Genomic DNA, 18,773 nt, shown 5'->3' with positions numbered 1-18,773 from the left:
GGGGGCATATACTTGAACGCCATAATAGTATCTAATAAGTCATTGATGTATGTACAAGAGGCTCTAGGTCATACGGATATCAGTTATCAGAAGGCTGGGCAATTTAATAGCATAGAATTTTTAGAATTCTGTGAGTCTGTAGCTAAAATTAATATTCGAGCATTTATTACGGATGTAAATTGTACAGATCCTGAAACGTTTATGAGAGGGATCATCCAATATCAGAAGTTAAGAAGAAATACCAAGATAATTGTTGTAGCACTAGATCGTTATGAGGATGACGGAATTATTCACCAGTTAGCAGATATGGGGATTGATGTGATTACTACTTCACCGGGAACAAAGCCAGGTTCAATCGTTCCTGCATTACATAATCTACTACCTGATATCGAAAACAAAGGAAAAACGGTTGAATGGGACTCTCCAGAATCTGAAATGGAACGAGTTAAAGATAAGATTTATAGATACACCTCCAAGTTGAAATTGTCTGGTAGCTATGATGGATCAGATGTTACTGAGCTAGAACTTCCAGACGTTCCGATTCAAGAAAAAATCGTCCTCAAGGATCGGATTATCGGAACCATTATTGTTGCAGTGATGGGGGTAGAGTCTAAGGTAGGCTCCACTCATCAAAGTATTCTAATTGCTAATTATTTGAAACGTAAAGGCTATTCAGTTGGGTTGGTTGAGGCAAATAGTTCTGAAGACTTCACGAGGATTGAGAATGCTTATGAAGGAACGCAAGGCCATAAAAGCAGCAACTCGAAGTTTAGCATTGAAGGTGTTGAATACTATAAGAATCGCAAAGATGACATGAGTGCATTTATTAATGCGGGCCATGATTACCTTGTCTTGGACATTGGTAGCTTTGAAGAGAGCGAATGGAGTAAAGAATTCTTTAGAGCAAGCGTACAAATTGTAATTGGTGCCGGAAGTGAGTGGCGTCAGGATAAAATTAAGAGATTTAGAGATTTACAGAAAAAGATAGATCAGTCTAATTGGGTCTACTGCATTCCTTTTGTGGAGAACATCAGCGTTAAGGATATCCGTAAGGATCTTTTAGGTAATCAGGTATTTCGTATTCCGCCTCATCCAGATCCTTATAAGAGCCAAGGTGATACAGATTCAGTGCTCTATAAAATATTAAAAGGCTACATGGGAGATAGCAAAAAAATATCAACAAAAGCTTTATTATATGGAGTCATTGCAGCTTGCATTATAATAATTGCTATTTTAGTTGTGCTTTTGATTAACAAGCTCTAGCGGATGATCAGAAATATTCTTGGAGGATGAAAGGGAGTTCAGGCATGTCTAAAATTCGATTTCGACAAAAGCAGTTAATTCTGGCTGCATCTATAGGTGGAGCAATGGTACTACTATTGAGCTTCATCATTGGATATTTAATTATTGACCATTTACAAGGGAAATATATGGAGCACACTAGGGAAATTGAACAAGAGCTACTAGATACACAGAAGAAGTTAAATGAGAATAAGACAACCGTTGCCGTATTGAATACGAGCGTTAAGTCTGGCGATTTGATATCAGAAAATCAGGTAACAACGATCGAGGCACCAAGCAGTACAGTTCCGGATAACGCTGCATCTAAGGAAGAGATCATAGGGAAGCGAGTGAAAGTTGATCTGAATCAAAACTCCGTTATTACGTTGCCTTTGATTTTCGAAGATGGGGTAACCCCGGACGATCTTAGGAACCAGGAGCTAAGCTTGGTTGAATTACCTATAAAGCTGCAAAAGGGTGATTTTGTAGATGTGAGAATTAAGTTCCCAACGGGTCAAGATTACATTGTTCTCTCCAAGAAAAAGGTTGAGGATCTGAACAATGGAACTGTATGGCACAAAATAAATGAGAAAGAAATATTAGTACTGTCCAGTGCAATTGTAGATGCTTATATAAACGATGCTTCCATATATGCTCTCTCTTATGTTGATCCCTACATGCAGAATGAAGCATTCACTACATATCCTTCTAATGAAGAAATACTGGATCTTATTGAACAGGATCCGAATATTATAGAGGTTGCTAAGGATGAACTGGAGCGCATCACCAGAGCTAAGCTGGAACAAAAGCTAAAGGCAATGAGTGATGAAGATAGACAGAGCTATATTAGTGGACGTAACTCGGAGAAGATGAAGGCTAGTGGTACCTATATTGAGGATGAAGCTGCTGCAGATAGTCTAAAATCACAAAACGACATGTCCCCTAACAATCCCTCTTCATCTAACAATAGTGGTTCGACAGATCACAGCTTCAAAGATAGTAGCGTAAGCGTCCCAATACAGTAACAAGGAGAACATAATGAAACAGATACTGGTTGTTGGAAAATGTGATAAGACAGATTTGATGTTATATCTCAGTAAAGTAATTGCTACCGACTTTAAATTATTACTTGTAGAGGTATCACAAAATAGAAATTATGAATATTGTTTTCCAAAGGTAGATAGCACTCTTGAAATTCATCAGCATGACCAGTTTGATGTCGTTGAGAATATTAAAGATTATTCCGCCTTAGAAAGTTTCCTAGAGGGGAAAGATTATGAGTTTGTATTCGTAGATATCGATGATGAACACGCATTATTGAATTGGCCAATGGCAGATGCTATATATCTTGTGACTTCCTATGAAAACCCGGTGCTTCAGAATAACAAAAAATTAATAGATGCACTACATAGTAATCCATCTTATGCGAACGCGCTTGAAATCACCAAAGTTATATGTGAAGCAGCAGGCACATTTCAAGAAGACTATATTAATGAATTATTTGGGGAACTGTCAGTTATCTGGAAGCCTGCGTTAGTTTATTATCCTGAAGAGCGCAATCAGACGCTTAAAATACTAAATCAAAACAGTTCCTCAATCTCTATCAAAAAATTATCAGGAGAATATAAGAAGGTAATTAAACAAATGGTGAGCGACATCTTGGAAAGCGAATCGTCTTCTGTAAATGCATTATGGAAGCGGGCTGAAAGGAGGAAATAACATGGGGAAGGTCTCCTTTTGGGGAATGCAGCATGGTCTCGGGGTTACCAGCGCCACTGCTGCTATAGCAGCCTATATAGGGCTTGAATATGATATCAGGACATTGGTGAGCCAACCTATGAACAATGATGGGGCAATGGAGCGATATTTTGAAAAAACGATTAATCAATATCATTCACAGTTTAGAAATTTATCTGGGACGGGATTGGATTCTCTCGAACGAACGACAAAGAGCGGTAAGCTTGAACGGGAAGGCATTCGAAATCATGCGTTTATGCTGGAGAGAAATCGACTGGATCTTCTCGAGGGAAGTAAAAGATTAAATAAGTCTCACCCTAACTCGATCGAAGCGATAAACATCATTTTTCAGCAGGCTAATGATTATTATGCCGCTACTTTAATGGATACGAATAGTGGAGTAGTTAATCCGGTAGTGGAGCAGCTTCATGAGAATTCAGATATTGTGGTTGTCTGCTTGGATCAAAATATTGCTGTATTAGAAAAATATTTTGATGAGAAGAGGGGAGAATGGCCGCAAGGCATAAAGAATAAAAAACATGTTCTTTTGATGACACAGTATGACCCATTTTCGAAATATAAAGTTAGAAACATAGCTAATAAGTATAAATTTAAAGGTCATATTTGCACGGTTCCGTATAACACTAGTTATCGAGATCATCTGAATGATGGTGATGTTAAGGGCTTTTTTTCACGTAATCGGAATGTATCTAAGGATCATGAGAATTATTACTTTGTTCAAGAGGTTGGTAAGGCAGCAGAAATAATTTTAAGTGAAATTGCGATTAATACAAAACTTAAAAAGATTGAAAGAGGGGATTGAAGTGACTCCATTCACCATCAATTTCCTAGTGATTGTATTCATTATCGTGGCTTTAATTGTTTTTCTATTTATTAAGTTGACCAGTAAGCAGGGGAGGTCCCCTTCAACAGATACTGAGCGGAATGAGGAGCGATTTCAGTTCGATAACCTGCTCGAGTATGTAAAGAAAATGATAAATGAATATATCAATATCAATCTCTTGGACATGGGAATGTCCAGTGAAGAATACACACGTCGTCAGGAAATTGTCGCAGAACTACGAAATGCTATGAAGAATGCTACGTCAGGAGATATTCAAGAGAAGATTTATCTGAAACAGTTTATAGCTGATCTTCTGGAACGTAATTACGGCTTAGACGAGAAGAATATGAATAGAATTATTCCGTTTGATGACGAAGAGGCTCTGACAGACCAAGATAAATTTGATATCTTACTCTATTTATATAAGAAGAAGTATGGGTTTCATGGGTTAACGAATTTGATCAATAAATATAAATTGGATCGTCCTAAAAAGGTGATTGAAGATGGTACTGTTGACTCTTATGTGATCACTGGTGATGAAATACGAGCAATTTATGCCAAGGAAGCTCGTCTCAATCTAGATTATGAAGACAAGATAAGTATTATCGTGCAGCGCGTATACCAGCATTACAAAGGCTTTGGTGTTATCGACGAGATTAGGGACATGGCCATTGATGGAGTATCTGGTGGCGTATCCGGTGTACCTACGAATATGCAGATTGTGGAGGATGAAGTTGCACTGCTACAGGGAATGAGGAAATTTGCTCATCCCGGATATCAGAGTGTCTGGATATTTTTCAGAGGTAAATCTATACATCTATCGTTCTTAAGCTTTGGATCTGATCTTGAACTTAAGCGGGTGTGTCAAAATATATATAAATATGATAACCCGGGACAGCTTACAGAGACGAATGGTTATAAAGTAAACGAGATGAAGGACGGATCACGTGTCGTTGTAGTACGTCCGCCATTTGCCGAAAGTTGGGCGTTTTTTGTAAGGAAATTTGATCTTCCCAATATGAATCTGGAAAATCTTATTTCATCTAAGAATACGGATAACGCTGAGCTTCCACGAGAAATGATTAAGTATTTAATGAAGGGTGCTCAGGTAACGGCTTTTACAGGACCACAAGGCTCGGGTAAAACATCGCTCGTGATGGCATCGGTTAAGTACATCTATGCCACATTAACTTTACGTATTCAGGAAATGACATTTGAACTTCATCTAAGAAGACTTTATCCACAGCGTAACTCACTGGCCTTGAGAGAAACGGATAATATTTCAGGACAAGCCGGATTGGATCTTCAGAAGAAGACGGACGGTGCAGTAAATATATTAGGTGAGGTAGCTACTGATCCTGTTGCGGCATGGATGATTCAAATGTCTCAGGTAGCAAGTTTGTTTACTATATTTACTCACCACGCAACGTCCGCTAGGGAACTTGTATGGTCGCTCAGAAACTCACTGCTTAAAACAGGAGTGTTTCAAAACGAACGGATTGCTGAGGAACAGGTAGTGAATGCAGTTCAATGGGATATTCACATGCGAAAAGAAATGGATGGAAGACGTTATATTGAACGAATTACGGAGATTGTTCCGGTAAGGTATGAATCTGAATTAATTGAACAAGAGGGAGAACTTAGCAAAGGCAATTCTTTGGAAAGTAAAATCGATGCGTTGGTTGAGTTGCAGAGAGAGGTTCATCGGAGAAATAACGGAAGAGTCTGGACTTCTCGAAATATTATCGAGTACAGAGATGGCGTATATGTAGCGACTAGCCCTATATCTGTTGAGAAAATTGAAAGAATGAAATTCCATATGAATTCGGAAGACAGAGAATCCTTCAGTGAATTCCTAAGTGCTTACTGGGGGAACGCTCAATGAATAAGTGGTTATGGATACTAATTATTTTTGGTGGAGCATTACTTATATCCGGTGGGGTATTGCTCTATCTCATCTTAAAGAGTAGAAAACAGCGGAAAAATACAGGAAAATCGTGGCCATCACGGACCGTAACGGGCCGTACTCCACGACAACTTTTAATTTTCTATCAAAAGTCATATGTACAGCTGCTTAAAATTCCTATATTTAGAGGCCAAATCCTTAAAATTAGGAAAAGGCTTACCGCGATCAACACATATGATGAGTACTCGCTCCGCAAGGAAACGATGAGGATAACATTTCTTTCCTTAGGCACGATTACTGTAGCACTTATATTACTTGCCGTGTTCAGCAGAAGCTGGATGGCCGTGTTTTTTGGTGGATTAATAGCAATTGTAGTAAATGAACTGTTTATTGATATTTTTGTGAATCGGGTGGAGGACAGATTACTGAAGCAATTCTCCAATGTTCTTGAAGATAACCGGCATTACTATCAAGAGGTACGTATGGTGGATGAGGCTATTTATATGGCTGCCCAGAGTGCCCCCCCTGATATCAAGCTTCAAGTTGAGAGGATTCATGAAATCTTAACCTCAAAGGACCCCGCAAAAAGTCTGGAAGGCTATTATGCCGTGGCTCCGAATCGATATTTGAAAGTGTTTTCTGGAGTCTCTCATTTGATCATGGAATATGGTGACAGGAATATACAGAAAGGCTCTATGTACCTGAATGCCATCAATAAATTCGTACAAGAAATTAGATATGACTTGCTTAGAAGACAGAAGCTTCGCTACAAGCTCGGGGGACTAACTCTGCTGGCATTGGTTCCGATATTACTGTCGTTTCCTCTTCAGCGGTGGGCCGAATCGTATTTTCCAATTACATCAGAATTCTATAACAGTAAACTCGGTTTCATTATGAGAATTATTATTTACGCTTCAGCCGTAATCTCCTATTTACTGATTCGGAAGCTTTCAGAGAATGATGAAGCGAAGTACGTTCCGAAGGGGCCGAGAAAAGAATGGGAAAGGAAGCTGTATCTTTGGCTTGGTGTGAAATGGGTTGTAGATCGGCTAGTTCCGAATCGGAATATGAGGAAGAGCTATCGATTAAACATGCTACTAAAAGAAGCGAATTCTCATCTGGTTGTAGAGTGGCTGTATGTTCGTCGAATTGTTCTAAGTATTGCCGGATTTGTGGGCGTCATTCTATTCTCCATGTTTCTACATTATAATGCCGTCCATCACATATTAACAAAGCCTACCGCAGAACAGACGTTTATCCTTGGGAACATGGATGAGCGTGAACTCGAGAGTGCTAATGCAACAACAGCAACAGATAATGCCATCATTGACAAATTGGATAAGGGGGAATTAACAAGGGAATCCATTATTCTATCGATTGAGTCTGAAGTTGACGAGCCTTTATCAGATGTAAAGCTCAATATCATGATTAACCGAATTGCTGACAAAGTAAACTCCATAAATAGTGAATATCTCAAATGGTGGGAGCTGTTAATTGCTATCTCAGTTGGTTTCGGAGGCTACAATCTTCCGATATGGATCCTTCTATTCCAGAGGAAGTTGAGAGCTTTGGAAATGCAAAGCGAGGTTGATCAGTTTCATGTGCTTATCTCCATTCTGTCTGAGTTTGAAAGAATCTCTGTAGAAACCGTACTGGAGTGGATGGAGCGTTACAGTATTATTTTCAGACCTGCTTTGCAGAAATGTCTCCTCAACTACGATAGCGGAGCTGAGGATGCCTTAAGCACATTAAAGACAGAGGCTCCATTTGATCCTTTCGGAAGAATTATTAAAAGGTTAATGCAAGCGGTAGAAAAGCTATCGCTACAGGATGCATTCGATGATCTGGAAATGGAGCAGGAGTATTATGCGGAGCAGAAGAAAGAGCGACTTGAACGACTGATCCGTCAAAAATCATCTTACGGTAAGTTATTTGGCTGGACACCGGGAGCGCTGTTAATCGGTCTGTATCTCGTGTTTCCATTCTTATATATGTCCTTTGGACAATTAAGTGATATATCTTCACAAATACAATTCATTTAAAGGAAAGGGTTTGATGGTTCATGGAAGAGAATACTGGCGTTGGTATACGAGTTGCAGCAGGAATATTTCTTACCATTATGTTGATCACGATTGTCGTAATAATTACAGTATCATCCCAGGATGCGGCGAAGCAGGGACAGACGAAGATGGCTGCCATTACAACACAGCTGTCGGATACAGAGTACAACACATATAACAATACAACGCTGTCGGGGAGTCAGGTATTGAATGCGATTCGTCAGTATATGAATCAAGAGCAGTTTGGGGTTCAGGTGGTAACCGGGAAGCAGAATATTGGTTCCTCGCCTAGAGGCACTTATTATGGAAATGAGTTCACGGTTATAAATGGTGTTGTTACTAAAGTATACGATGATAATGATAAATATAGAAATTTATCAAACGCTGAAAACCAGTCTAGCAACGAATACATCAATCCAAGTGGAAAGTTCAGATCTAGCATTGTAAGAGACAGCAATAATATGATCCGTGGAATTATTTTTAAACAAGAAATGCAATGAGCGATTCCGTTGAAAAGGCGCTCCTAATGATTGCCGAGATATTTCTGTTCATTACAGCCTGTATGTTCGCTATCGGAGGTATTAATTCTCAGGATCGGGCAATCAGAGCTGTACACGACGCATCCATGAATGAAGAGCGCCGACTATATACGAGTCTAGAGTTGAATGGACAGGATCTCTATACAGGGGCAGAAGTGCTTCAAAGTATACGTAATATGGATACTCTCAACGCTAGTATTCGTGTGGAAGGCCGTTATTTCTCGAAAACTCAGGATATAGAGGAGATCGATGTATCGGTCATTGATCTGAATCGCACATATGAGATTTCCTTTGTTCGTGATCGAAACGGGATATTACAGACTATTGTTTTTACATAAAGGGTGAGCGTATTTGGATACCTCTTTTTCAAAGATACTAGGTGTATTTATTGCTGTTATATTATTGTTCGCATATCCCTTATATCAGCAAGCACAAAGACAAGATGATCTGTCGCAGATTGTGGTTCATACAGCAACAACTGCTTTTGTGGATGCTGCGAGGACGAAGGGATATATAACACCTGAGATGTATCTTGACTTCAACAAGAAGTTAGGGGCAACGGGTAATCAATATGACGTTCAATTGGAGCACCTGCATAAGAAATACCATCCCGAGTATAGTGACCCGGCTGACCCTAATAGTTTTAAAAATAGCTTCAGTACGTACTTTGATGGTCGTTATACTGAGGAGATTATGTCGGTGCTGTTTCCGAAAACGGCGGGAAAAGATACGAAGTATTATATGACCGTGGGGGATTTCTTTACCATTAAGGTGAAGAATGTGAATCGAACGATGGCTGCTGTGCTTACGGATTTTTTCACATCTGGTAATACAGGGAGTAAAGTGAAAATCTTCGTCCCTTATGGAGGGATGGTACTCAATGAAGATTACTAGTCTCTCTATTTTCTTCATTTGTATATTTGTTCCGTTCTTCCTTGTTATGGACATGCGGACGGCAGATCAGAAGGAAGCGATGCTTCTAACAGAGCAATATTCAGCTTCACTTCATACTGCTGTCCAGGATGCGTCACAAATGCTTAACGTAAATGTGCTGCAAGAGTATGAGGCGGGGTATCAGTCCAATAAGTTCTTTTATGCGAACAAGGAACTAGCCCTAGATACTTTCTTTCGGACCCTATACTTGAACTTTGGTGTTGTTGATGATCCTATTGGTCAGGGAGCGCTTGCCGGCTATATCCCTGCTCTAGTCGTGGTTGATTATGATGGTTTTGATGCCTATGCAGTGACGGAGTATATCGGACAGGATAACCAGAAGGTATTCAAACATATGTGGAGACCAAGAAAGCCTTATTCATATGCTGACAGCAGGGGCAACAGTATAAACTTCACTTTAGATAGCTATGTATATGCTTATGATGCAAGGAAAAAAGCGTGGGTAGAGGGGTATCGAGAGGATCTGGAAGGGCAGACGAGTATTCCCATCCTGAATGATGTCGAGAACTTTGACAATGTAAGAAGAAGCGTAATTGTAAAAAGTATTCAGAATGATCTTGCTTATTTGATTAACAAACATAACGAATATGCAACACATTACGGTATCCACTATACATTCAAGCTGCCCCAGATCTCTCAGGATGAATGGGTGAACTCGATTCAGGATATTGGTGTCATGGCATTTGTACAGGGCATCCCTGTTGGCGATCAGTATTACAATAACTATGCGCTGGGCGGCGGTCGTCTTGTGAAGAAAACAGAGATCAAAGCAGGAATTGACAGAGCGACGGGCATTAAATATTACCACCGGAGCTCCTGCTCTTTCGGTCTGCAGGAAGAAGAAACCTTTACGAATGAGAAGGCTGCGGCTGCGGCAGGTTACTTTGCCAAGGAATGCAGAAATGGCCAATAAGATTTAAGTGAGCATTTTACAAAATGCTGAATGAGAAGAAGGGGAGCTATATATGTCACATTTTTTCTATCGCCGGTCACCCCGAATTATTAAAGAGACGACAGGCGAAGAAGTAGAAATTTTTCGTCCACCTACAACACCACAGCCACCTCAGCTTAACATTATCTCCATAATTATCCCGATAATCGTTACGGTAGCTGGCGGAACAGCAATGATGGCTTATTATCAGAGCCGGGGGAATAGTCATTTTATTATTGTACAGATGATATCCCTGAGTATGATGATTGTTTCGTATTTTGTTCCGGTTCTCGTGTTCTTCCAGAACAAAGCCAAGCATCGTAAAAAGATAAGAGACCGGGCCAAGCTGTATGATGACCACTTGAATGAAAAGCGGGAAATTCTGCAGAACTGGAAGAATGAGCTGGTTCTGAACTGGCATCAGACTCATCTGGATCCTGAATTTTGCATTAATCTCGTTAAAGAGCGCAGTTCTTCAATCTGGGAGAGAATTCCTCAGGATGCTGACTTTTTGAAGGTGCGGGTAGGGATTGGAACGATTCCGAGTCATTTTGATATCAAAGTACCGCAGCAGGATAGTGTGGAGAAGGACCCGATGATTCAGAAGGCGACCGATATGGTAGAGCCTTTCTTTCACATCAACAATGCGCCTGCGCTGCTTGATTTAAACAAATATCGAGTTGTTGGTCTGGTTGGGGAAGAAGAAGATTTAAATATGTTCTGCCGGACATTAGTGACGCAACTGGCAACACATCATGCACCGGATGAAGTTAAAATGGCTGTGTTTCTGAACAAAATGCAGACGGAACAGTGGGAGTGGATGCGCTGGCTTCCGCACATTTGGAATGACACAAGGTCATTCCGTTATATATTCCAAGAACGCGGCTACAAGCCTCAGGTTCTTGAACAATTGTTCAGTCGGCTGCAGCGGCGTCAATGGCTGGATAAGAAGGAAAAGGCGCTTCCGTTCTATGTATGCATATTCCCTTACATTGAAATGATCGAGCACGAGCCGATTCTTCCTCTATTGATGAAGCAGTCAGAGAAGATCGGAGCCGCAAGTATTGTGATGGCCCCGAGTAAAGAGGAGCTCCCTAAGGAATGTGAATTGGTGATTGAGGTCGGCAAAGGCGAGGCCAGCATGCGCTCCACGAACGTTACTGGCGGCGCCAGTGACGAAACTTATGCCAAGCCGAAGGACGCGAAGCCATTTGTGCAAATCTTCAAGCCTGACCCGATGAGTCTGGAGCAAGCGGACCAGTTTGCACGACAGATGGCACCTTACCGGATCAAGCGCAATTCTGCCGATGAGATTGTGAACGTGCTGACTCTCTTTGAACTGTTTGATATACAGCATATTGAACAGTTCCATGTTGAAGACAATTGGAGTCAGAAGCGTTATCCGAATACATTGCCGTTTCCGGTGGGTGTAAGAGGCGGCAAGAAGCCTGTATATCTTAATCTGCATGACAAGATTGAGCGTAAAGGGCATGGACCTCACGGGCTTATGGCAGGAACCACAGGCTCAGGAAAGAGTGAAGTGATTCAGTCTATTATTGCTTCCTTGGCTGTAAATTACCATCCGCATGATATGGCCTTTATGTTGATTGACTATAAGGGCGGTGGGATGTCGAATACGTTTGAGGCTCTTCCGCATGTCATCGCGACGGTGACTAATCTGGAGGAAGAAGGACTCATTGAACGTTCGAAAATATCTCTGAAATCCGAATTGAAACGTAGACAAAAACTCTTCATCCAGGCGGGTAATGTTCAGCATATTGATGAATATTACTTGACGGAATGGAAGGATAAGGACCCGTTGCCGCATTTATTTATCGTTATTGATGAGTTCGCCCAGCTGAAGAAAGATCAGCCGGAGTTTATGAGTGAGCTGGTTAGTATTGCGGCGATCGGAAGAACATTAGGCGTGCATTTGCTGCTGGCAACACAAAAGCCTGGTGGCGTTGTGGATGACAAAATTTGGAGTAACTCGAGATATCGGGTGTGTCTCCGGGTGCAGGATGAAGGCGACAGCCGGGAGATGATTCGAATTCCGGATGCAGCGCATATCACCAATCCGGGAAGAGGCTTCCTCCAGGTCGGAAGCAACGAAGTGTTTGAATCCGTTCAGTTCGCCTGGAGCGGGGCGCCTTATCGTCCTCATCAATCGGCAGCCCAATCGGACGGAACGATGTACGAATACCTGCTGGACGGAAGCCGGATGAAGCTCCAGGATCAGCTGGAATTGGTTGTTCAAGATGTACCGAAGGATAAAGGATTGGAAGAGAAACAGTTAAATATTCTGATTGAGCATATTGCCCGAAAGGCTGATGAACAGGGGATTTCAAGACTGCCTGGGCCATGGCTGCCGCCTCTGCCAACCCAACTAGCTCTAGAGCAGCTGCCTGAAGAGGAATATGACACTCGCAGGGTTATAAACCCGGCTGTAGGACTTATTGATGATGTAGCAAATCAGAAGCAGTTCACATTCCGGATGGATCTGGAGTCCGGGCACTGGATTATCTATGGTATGCCAGGTACAGGTAAAACAACGTTTATTCAGACATTACTGTACTCCCTGGCCCTAAGCACGACACCAAATGATATACATATCTATGCGCTTGATTTTGGTAGAATGCTCAGGGACTATTCGTTATTACCTCACGTGGCAGATGTTATACAGGATGATGAGGAAGAGAAGATGACACGCTTGATTAGCTATATTGAGGAGACGATTGCTCACCGTAAGCAGCTGTTCTCGGAAACAGGGGTTAAATCAAGGCTTTCATATTGTGAAGAAACGAATAAGGTCTTACCTGCCATACTCGTCATTATTGACAGCTATGTTAGCTTCAAGAGTCAGTTCGAGAAGCTGCATGAAAGACTAGATCCGTTACTTCGCGAAGGGTCTAGCTTGGGTGTTTATTTTATGGTTACCGTGAATAGAGTATCTGACATGCTTGAACGGATTAGGAGCAACTTTTCCAATGCGGTCTCCTTCCTGCTTGCAGATTCAGGGGACTACAACTACACGGTTGGAAGACTTCCTAAAGCACCGAATCACTTACCAGAAGGACGCGGATATATCAAGGGAACTCTTCCACCATACGAGTTTCAAGCTGCTTTATCTATTGATGCGGTGAATGAATCTACAAGAGCAAGAATGCTGCGTGAAAAGTTTACTGCCCTAAATGATGCATGCACGGTTATGAAGCCTGAAGCGATAAAGACGCTACCGGAAGTATTACCGCTTCAAGATGTCTGGGATGATCTCCAAGAAGGTATTGTGCCGGTAGGTTGCCTTCCACTTAGCATCCGTATTGATAATCTGAAATCCTTGGAATGGGATATGGAAGCGGATGGGCCGTACTTTATGATCGGTGGCAGAATGGAATCCGGCAAATCATCCTTGCTGACATCCATCGCCTTGTTGACTTCGCTGAAGTATTCAGCCGATGAGATGGAGTTGTATCTGTGTGACTTTAGACGCAGTATGCCAGGATTAAGTTCTGTAAGAGAGCTTCGTCATACGAAAGGGTATGCCTTTAATGAGCAGTCATTGGAGGAAATGCTGGTAGTTTTACGGGAAGAAGTGGAGAAGCGGGTTGCTGATCCAGCAAGCGTTAATGAGAAGAAGCTGCTCCTACTAATTGATGATGCGGATTTCATGGCGAAGCGAATTTCTAAACCACTGCAAGGTCATCTGGATTATATCAGTAAGAATGGTCGTGATCATGGCGTCATTATCGTTGTTGCTGGACAAGCCAATGCGATGCACCGTATTTTTGACGAGTGGCTCAAGGAGATTAAATCTAGTCAGATTGGCTGGTTATTAGGGACTGCAGAGTCAGCAGATACCGAATTATTTAATATCAAGATACCATTCGGTACAGCCAATAAGACACTCCCAGATGGAGAAGGCTTCTATGTGAAACGCAAGTTTGTAAGTGTTAAGCTTGCTTACGCTTTTGCGGAAGGTTTAGCAAGGATTGATGAACAAGTAGAACAAATTAATAACAGAGCCGTAGTAGTAACAATGTAATCATACTAAATAACTATGATGAGACTTGTTTACCAAAAAATGTTTTGTCGAATTCTAGTGCTTTTGGTACAATAAAAAGGTAAAATCTATTAAAAATGGTATAAAGGGGAAATGAGAAGATGGCACGTATTTTAATTACACCCGAAGATATGGACGATGCTTCAAAAAGATTTTCAAATGCCGCTCAAGATAGCAGAGATTTGGCGGATCAATTAAACTCATTGATGGATTCCTTGAATTCACAATGGGAAGGTATGACCTCCCAAAACTTCTATGAAAGATACGAAACAGACAAGCAGAATATGATTACATATGTTGAAATGCTTGAAGCAGTATCCACTGAATTGTCGACTATTGCCCAACGCTTCAGAGATGCTGACCAGCAGTAACCGTTACTAGAGAAGCCAGGTATAGTTACCTGGCTTTTTCTTTACCATCCAGTAATAGAACGAGAGGGCCTTGCCGATGAGTTATATGATTCATGCAACAGGTACTACACCAGCAACGCTTATTTACTTAATTGATGTTAGCGGTTCTATGACCTTAGAGCTTGAGGGACAGCGCAGAATGGATATTGTGAATGAAGCGTTACAGACCCTTATGAGACAAATAGTTTATCGCTCAACGAAGAATTCAAAGATTTCCCCACGTTATCGTATTTCAATACTTGCATACAGTGATGAGGTATATGATCTGCTTGATGGCGTAAAGCCGATTGACCGTATTGCTAATTATAAGAGTCTTCCAGAGCTATCTCCTAGAAGGTTTACAGATACAGCTAAAGCTTTTAGACAAGCTGAGAAAATATTGCAGTCGGAGATAAAGAGTATGCATGATTGCCCTGCGCCTCTTATCTGTCATATGACAGATGGAATATATACAGGTGAAGACCCTGAGCCGATTGCTAAGCGAATTATGAACTTATCCGTTCCCGATGGAAATGTATTAATTGAGAATATATTTATTACAGAGGATGCAACTAGTCAAAGAATCCGCGATTCAAGGTCGTGGAAAGGCATGATGCCTGATAGCTTTGTTGCAGATCCATACTCCGAGAAGCTGAAACGTATGTCTTCTGTCATCCCAGAATCCTATCGGGAAATGATGAGAGAGTCTGCATATTCTATCCAGAAGGGTGCACTCATGATGCTGCCGGGTACAAGCAGAGACTTAATTTCTCTTGGATTTCAAATGTCAGCTTCTACACCAATGTAATAAGGAGGGAGAATCATGAACAGATCGTTAATCACTTTAATTATTGAAGAAACGGGAAAAAAGTCGGATATTGAGATCCCTGATCATCTTCCTCTTGAGAAGTTATTAGAGCCTATGCTTCGCGGCTTAAATGAAGGGCTGGTACTTACCTTTCATCCGAATAATTATCGCTATGCTCTTAGTGATGATGGAAATGAGTGGAGAGAGGTAACGTTGGATCAAACTCTTCGTGAAATGGAAGCTATGGATGGAAATTATTTACGACTTGAGAGAATTCAATCTTTTTCAACGTAACTGAAATATATAAGTAGGAGATTTTCAAGATAACTCTATTAAGTTAAAGGAGTTCAATGTAGTGTTTCCACCTGAATTAAATACTGAAATAAAGATCCGCAGTATGTCGTTCACTATAGCAGAGCATCCATCCGTTGATGGAATTCCTTTTGGGCAGGAAGGAAGGGAGGGTACGGTTTATAAGCTGATCGGTGATGATGGTCGATTTTCAGCACTCAAGGTTTTTCGTCCGGCCTTTCGATATCCTTCTATTGTTAAGCAGGCAAGTGAGCTTTCTGCACTATCCTCTCTTGGCGGTATGCGTGCATGTGATAGAGCGATTCTGAATCCAAAAGAGGATATGAATATCATCGCGGTTTATCCGGAGCTTCTATATAGTGCACTTATGCCTTGGATTGAAGGTAAGACTTGGACAGAAGTTCTTATTGGTAAGGAAGTGCTATCACGTACCAATTCACTAAAACTGACGTTTGCTTTTGTATCACAAATGGTTGAAATGGAGCAATCCGGAATAGCACACACCGATTTATCGGGATCTAATATGATTTTGGCGGAAACGGATGATCCAGATTGGACGATCGAATTCGTTGATATGGAAGGGCTTTATGCCAAGCATTTGGAGGAGCCGGATAACTTGCCGGAAGGTGAAAGTGGATATACAGCATCATTCTTACGGGATTATCCAGATTGGAGTGCATTGTCTGATCGATTCTCCGGTGGAATTCTGATTGCGGAAATGCTGGGATGGTCCAGTGAGGAAGTGCGTGAGGCCGCTTGGGGAGAGAGTTATTTCGATCCATCCGAGATTCAGCAGGAATGCAGTCGGTATGAAATCTTGACCAAAGTATTGGAGGACCAGTACGGGCCAGAAATAAGCATGATACTAACCAGACTTTGGAATGCGGAGGAGCTTCAGCAGTGCCCAGCCTTTGGAGAGTGGCAAATTGCTCTTACCTCCATTGCGGAGCAAGGCAACGACTCCCCAAAGGAAGAGACGAATCAGGAAGACTTAGCGTTTGCTGCTGAATTCACAGAGTACGATCAGGAGGGTCATCAAGACCCTCAACGCTGGTGTGAGCAGTTATTGAATGAGGAACAGGAGAGGCATCTGAAGCAAGCCCGTCTTATTGAGAAGCAAGGGGATCTTCGAGCTGCGCTATGGAAGTACGGTACGTTAGTTGAGAATTTACCCGTGAGATCTGCTATTCGTATAGAGATCGAAATTGTGATGGATGAAATACAACAGACAATTGACGCCGACAACGATAGCCTGGACACCGTAGAGAAGCCGGTCAAGCAAATACTTAATCGAGTGGCTGCTGACAGCGATCAATCCTTATATCAAAAGCTGTGGTTCTTAGTATTGCTAGGCTCAGGAGCTATTCTTATTCTTGCAGTATTATTCTATATCATTAGTAGATTCTAGCTTGATAGAAAAGGAAGTGAATTAATGGAATCATTAGAAAATGAGTGGGTCTTTCCCCTTACCGCAAAGCAGTTTTTCTTCTTGACCCAAATCATGGGCGCGCATCATATTGCTGGCTTCATAGACCCATTCCAGGGGCATCTCTCGAGTGAATTAGAATCACAGTACAAGATCGTTGAGCAGGAGCTTATCAAAGAAAAATACCTGATTACAAAAGAGGGCGGTATTGGCTTTGATCTACACGAAATGCTTGGAGCATGCATAGCAGCGGCAGGATCAGAGAATGTCATGTTTGTTCGAAAGCATATGGAAGAGGTAGGAGAATACGAAGGTTACTACTATTTCATGCCTAACATTGTAGTTGAACGGACGCAAGAAGATTCACATGAGATCGTTCTAGTGCCTGTTGCGAATGCTTCCATAACTATGGATGCAATGAGAGGATTTTTTCCTCTGACTTTAAGAGGCCGTAGTACACATTCGCCTATTATTTTATCGGAGTGTTCATGGGAGAAGTGGGATGGACTTGAGAGGAAGGAAAAACAAGACCTACTTATTTCATCCGGCTGCGAACCAGATACAGCAGAATCTATGTTAAATGTGATTTATTCAGCTACTCATTCGGGATCCATGGTATTCATGAAGCGAAACGGGTACAAGTGGCATCAGGAAGGTTATCATTATTTTCATCTGGAAGAAGAGTTATACCTAATTCGGGAGCTATCCGAAGACCGTATTCAGATTGAACCATATAAGCCGGAAGTCATTAAAAAAGCGCTTGATCAATTTAAGGGTTATCTTGATATACCTGTTCATAAAGGGGTGGAGTAAGTGGCTGATAAAATAAAGGTTGATCCGCAGCGTTTGAATGAGGTTGGGGATCGTTTTTTGAGAAGTAGCGAAGAAAGCCTTTCTATGGCTAGAGAATTAAAGTCATTAATTGACGGAGTTACAGGTGAATGGGAAGGGAAGTCCAGAGAAAGATTCTACTCTTCATTTAAAGATGCTCATGTACAGCTAGAGAGTATCTCAACAGTTCTGCAAGATGTGGGAGATGAATTGAAGGCTATTTCCGAAAGGTTTAGACAAGCCGATACGGTAGGGAGATGATAAAATGCCGATTCGAGCCGATGTAGCTAGATTGGAGAGAATTGCTTCTAAGTTGCGTAGTTGCAGCAATAAATTGGAAAGTGAACGAGATACAGTTTACAGCAGAGTGAAGTCCACAGATTGGGCGGGAAATGTGTATCAGTATTTTATGGGGGAATTCTCTGGAGTCTTACAGAGTATGAGAGAGACTGCGAATGATATGGAGGATTTCGCTAGAAGACTGGAAAGCTTGGCCGAGCAATTCAGGCAAGAGGATATCGAGGAAGAACGGAGAGAAAGAGAGAGAGAAGAGCGAGAAAGACAGCGAAGGCTCGAAGCACAGAAGAGTAAAAAATAGGGGGCCACAGCGTGAAACTAGAAGTGGAGCTGTCCAGTTTAAAACAAACCTCTAAAAGTTTGCGTAATGCATCCGAAGAAATGGAGGATTTGAAGAG

The 18,773-nt window shown here is 41.6% G+C and carries 18 protein-coding genes; all 18 read left to right on the top strand.

Translation table 11 applies throughout. The annotated features are described in order from the left end of the window. The first annotated feature begins 12 nt into the window (after positions 1-12). The 18 genes from AC3WJJ_RS22815 (at position 13) to AC3WJJ_RS22730 (ending at position 18,676) form a co-directional block, all read left to right on the top strand. Positions 13-1,263 carry a hypothetical protein gene (locus AC3WJJ_RS22815; RefSeq protein WP_492544102.1) on the top strand — a complete coding sequence of 417 codons (1,251 nt, stop codon included), beginning with the start codon at positions 13-15 and terminating at the stop codon, positions 1,261-1,263. Between the two features lie 44 nt (positions 1,264-1,307). Further along, positions 1,308-2,306 carry an SAF domain-containing protein gene (locus AC3WJJ_RS22810; RefSeq protein ID WP_492544100.1) on the top strand — a complete coding sequence of 333 codons (999 nt, stop codon included), beginning with the start codon at positions 1,308-1,310 and terminating at the stop codon, positions 2,304-2,306. Between the two features lie 13 nt (positions 2,307-2,319). Beyond that, positions 2,320-3,000: a hypothetical protein gene (locus AC3WJJ_RS22805; protein WP_492544098.1), complete on the top strand. Its 681-nt coding sequence runs from the start codon at positions 2,320-2,322 to the stop codon at positions 2,998-3,000. A 1-nt stretch (position 3,001) separates the two neighbouring features. After that, a complete protein-coding gene (locus tag AC3WJJ_RS22800) occupies positions 3,002-3,841 on the top strand; it encodes a hypothetical protein (protein WP_492544096.1) in 840 nt (279 codons plus the stop codon). Continuing rightward, on the top strand, positions 3,792-5,747 hold the full coding sequence (locus AC3WJJ_RS22795) for a P-loop NTPase family protein (RefSeq protein ID WP_492544094.1): 1,956 nt from the start codon (positions 3,792-3,794) through the stop codon (positions 5,745-5,747). The genes AC3WJJ_RS22800 and AC3WJJ_RS22795 overlap by 50 nt, the downstream gene beginning before the upstream one ends. Beyond that, positions 5,744-7,810: a hypothetical protein gene (locus tag AC3WJJ_RS22790; RefSeq protein WP_492544092.1), complete on the top strand. Its 2,067-nt coding sequence runs from the start codon at positions 5,744-5,746 to the stop codon at positions 7,808-7,810. Before AC3WJJ_RS22795 ends, AC3WJJ_RS22790 begins: the two co-directional genes overlap by 4 nt. Positions 7,811-7,830: 20 nt before the next feature. Further along, complete coding sequence (locus AC3WJJ_RS22785) at positions 7,831-8,328, top strand: ABC transporter permease (RefSeq protein ID WP_492544090.1); 498 nt, start codon at positions 7,831-7,833, stop codon at positions 8,326-8,328. Next, the gene (locus AC3WJJ_RS22780) at positions 8,325-8,705 is read left to right on the top strand and encodes a hypothetical protein (protein WP_492544088.1); all 381 of its coding nucleotides are present in this window, start codon (positions 8,325-8,327) and stop codon (positions 8,703-8,705) included. Before AC3WJJ_RS22785 ends, AC3WJJ_RS22780 begins: the two co-directional genes overlap by 4 nt. Positions 8,706-8,718: 13 nt before the next feature. Beyond that, positions 8,719-9,261, top strand: a complete 543-nt coding sequence (locus AC3WJJ_RS22775; protein ID WP_492544086.1) for a hypothetical protein — start codon at positions 8,719-8,721, stop codon at positions 9,259-9,261. Further along, on the top strand, positions 9,248-10,234 hold the full coding sequence (locus AC3WJJ_RS22770; protein WP_492544084.1) for a hypothetical protein: 987 nt from the start codon (positions 9,248-9,250) through the stop codon (positions 10,232-10,234). Before AC3WJJ_RS22775 ends, AC3WJJ_RS22770 begins: the two co-directional genes overlap by 14 nt. A 52-nt stretch (positions 10,235-10,286) precedes the next feature. Next, positions 10,287-14,294, top strand: coding sequence for a type VII secretion protein EssC (gene essC / locus AC3WJJ_RS22765; RefSeq protein WP_492544082.1), 4,008 nt, complete (start codon positions 10,287-10,289; stop codon positions 14,292-14,294). 119 nt (positions 14,295-14,413) lie between these two features. Then, on the top strand, positions 14,414-14,683 hold the full coding sequence (locus AC3WJJ_RS22760) for a WXG100 family type VII secretion target (protein WP_492544080.1): 270 nt from the start codon (positions 14,414-14,416) through the stop codon (positions 14,681-14,683). A 76-nt stretch (positions 14,684-14,759) separates the two neighbouring features. Next, positions 14,760-15,509 (top strand): vWA domain-containing protein, encoded by a 750-nt coding sequence (locus AC3WJJ_RS22755; RefSeq protein ID WP_492544078.1) that lies wholly within the window; start codon positions 14,760-14,762, stop codon positions 15,507-15,509. A gap of 15 nt (positions 15,510-15,524) precedes the next feature. Continuing rightward, positions 15,525-15,803 carry an EsaB/YukD family protein gene (locus AC3WJJ_RS22750; RefSeq protein ID WP_492544076.1) on the top strand — a complete coding sequence of 93 codons (279 nt, stop codon included), beginning with the start codon at positions 15,525-15,527 and terminating at the stop codon, positions 15,801-15,803. A 61-nt stretch (positions 15,804-15,864) separates the two neighbouring features. Beyond that, positions 15,865-17,229: a hypothetical protein gene (locus AC3WJJ_RS22745; RefSeq protein ID WP_492544074.1), complete on the top strand. Its 1,365-nt coding sequence runs from the start codon at positions 15,865-15,867 to the stop codon at positions 17,227-17,229. 24 nt (positions 17,230-17,253) lie between these two features. Next, a complete protein-coding gene (locus AC3WJJ_RS22740; protein WP_492544072.1) occupies positions 17,254-18,060 on the top strand; it encodes a hypothetical protein in 807 nt (268 codons plus the stop codon). Continuing rightward, positions 18,061-18,339 carry a WXG100 family type VII secretion target gene (locus AC3WJJ_RS22735; protein ID WP_492544070.1) on the top strand — a complete coding sequence of 93 codons (279 nt, stop codon included), beginning with the start codon at positions 18,061-18,063 and terminating at the stop codon, positions 18,337-18,339. A gap of 4 nt (positions 18,340-18,343) precedes the next feature. After that, the gene (locus AC3WJJ_RS22730; RefSeq protein ID WP_492544068.1) at positions 18,344-18,676 is read left to right on the top strand and encodes a hypothetical protein; all 333 of its coding nucleotides are present in this window, start codon (positions 18,344-18,346) and stop codon (positions 18,674-18,676) included. Positions 18,677-18,773 lie beyond the last annotated feature (97 nt).

The sequence above is a fragment of the Paenibacillus sp. FW507-14B1B genome, assembly GCF_058781425.1.
Note: the sequence above shows the minus strand (reverse complement) of the source record. Positions and strands in the feature narration are given on the sequence as shown.

Bases quoted from the DNA above. Each gene is read 5' to 3' on its own strand.
- AC3WJJ_RS22810 (WP_492544100.1), top strand. From the start codon at position 1,308: ATGTCTAAAATTCGATTTCGACAAAAGCAGTTAATTCTGGCTGCATCT.
- AC3WJJ_RS22805 (WP_492544098.1), top strand. From the start codon at position 2,320: ATGAAACAGATACTGGTTGTTGGAAAATGTGATAAGACAGATTTGATG.
- AC3WJJ_RS22800 (WP_492544096.1), top strand. From the start codon at position 3,002: ATGGGGAAGGTCTCCTTTTGGGGAATGCAGCATGGTCTCGGGGTTACC.
- AC3WJJ_RS22790 (WP_492544092.1), top strand. From the start codon at position 5,744: ATGAATAAGTGGTTATGGATACTAATTATTTTTGGTGGAGCATTACTT.
- AC3WJJ_RS22785 (WP_492544090.1), top strand. From the start codon at position 7,831: ATGGAAGAGAATACTGGCGTTGGTATACGAGTTGCAGCAGGAATATTT.
- AC3WJJ_RS22780 (WP_492544088.1), top strand. From the start codon at position 8,325: ATGAGCGATTCCGTTGAAAAGGCGCTCCTAATGATTGCCGAGATATTT.
- AC3WJJ_RS22770 (WP_492544084.1), top strand. From the start codon at position 9,248: ATGAAGATTACTAGTCTCTCTATTTTCTTCATTTGTATATTTGTTCCG.
- essC (WP_492544082.1), top strand. From the start codon at position 10,287: ATGTCACATTTTTTCTATCGCCGGTCACCCCGAATTATTAAAGAGACG.
- AC3WJJ_RS22760 (WP_492544080.1), top strand. From the start codon at position 14,414: ATGGCACGTATTTTAATTACACCCGAAGATATGGACGATGCTTCAAAA.
- AC3WJJ_RS22755 (WP_492544078.1), top strand. From the start codon at position 14,760: ATGAGTTATATGATTCATGCAACAGGTACTACACCAGCAACGCTTATT.
- AC3WJJ_RS22750 (WP_492544076.1), top strand. From the start codon at position 15,525: ATGAACAGATCGTTAATCACTTTAATTATTGAAGAAACGGGAAAAAAG.
- AC3WJJ_RS22740 (WP_492544072.1), top strand. From the start codon at position 17,254: ATGGAATCATTAGAAAATGAGTGGGTCTTTCCCCTTACCGCAAAGCAG.
- AC3WJJ_RS22730 (WP_492544068.1), top strand. From the start codon at position 18,344: ATGCCGATTCGAGCCGATGTAGCTAGATTGGAGAGAATTGCTTCTAAG.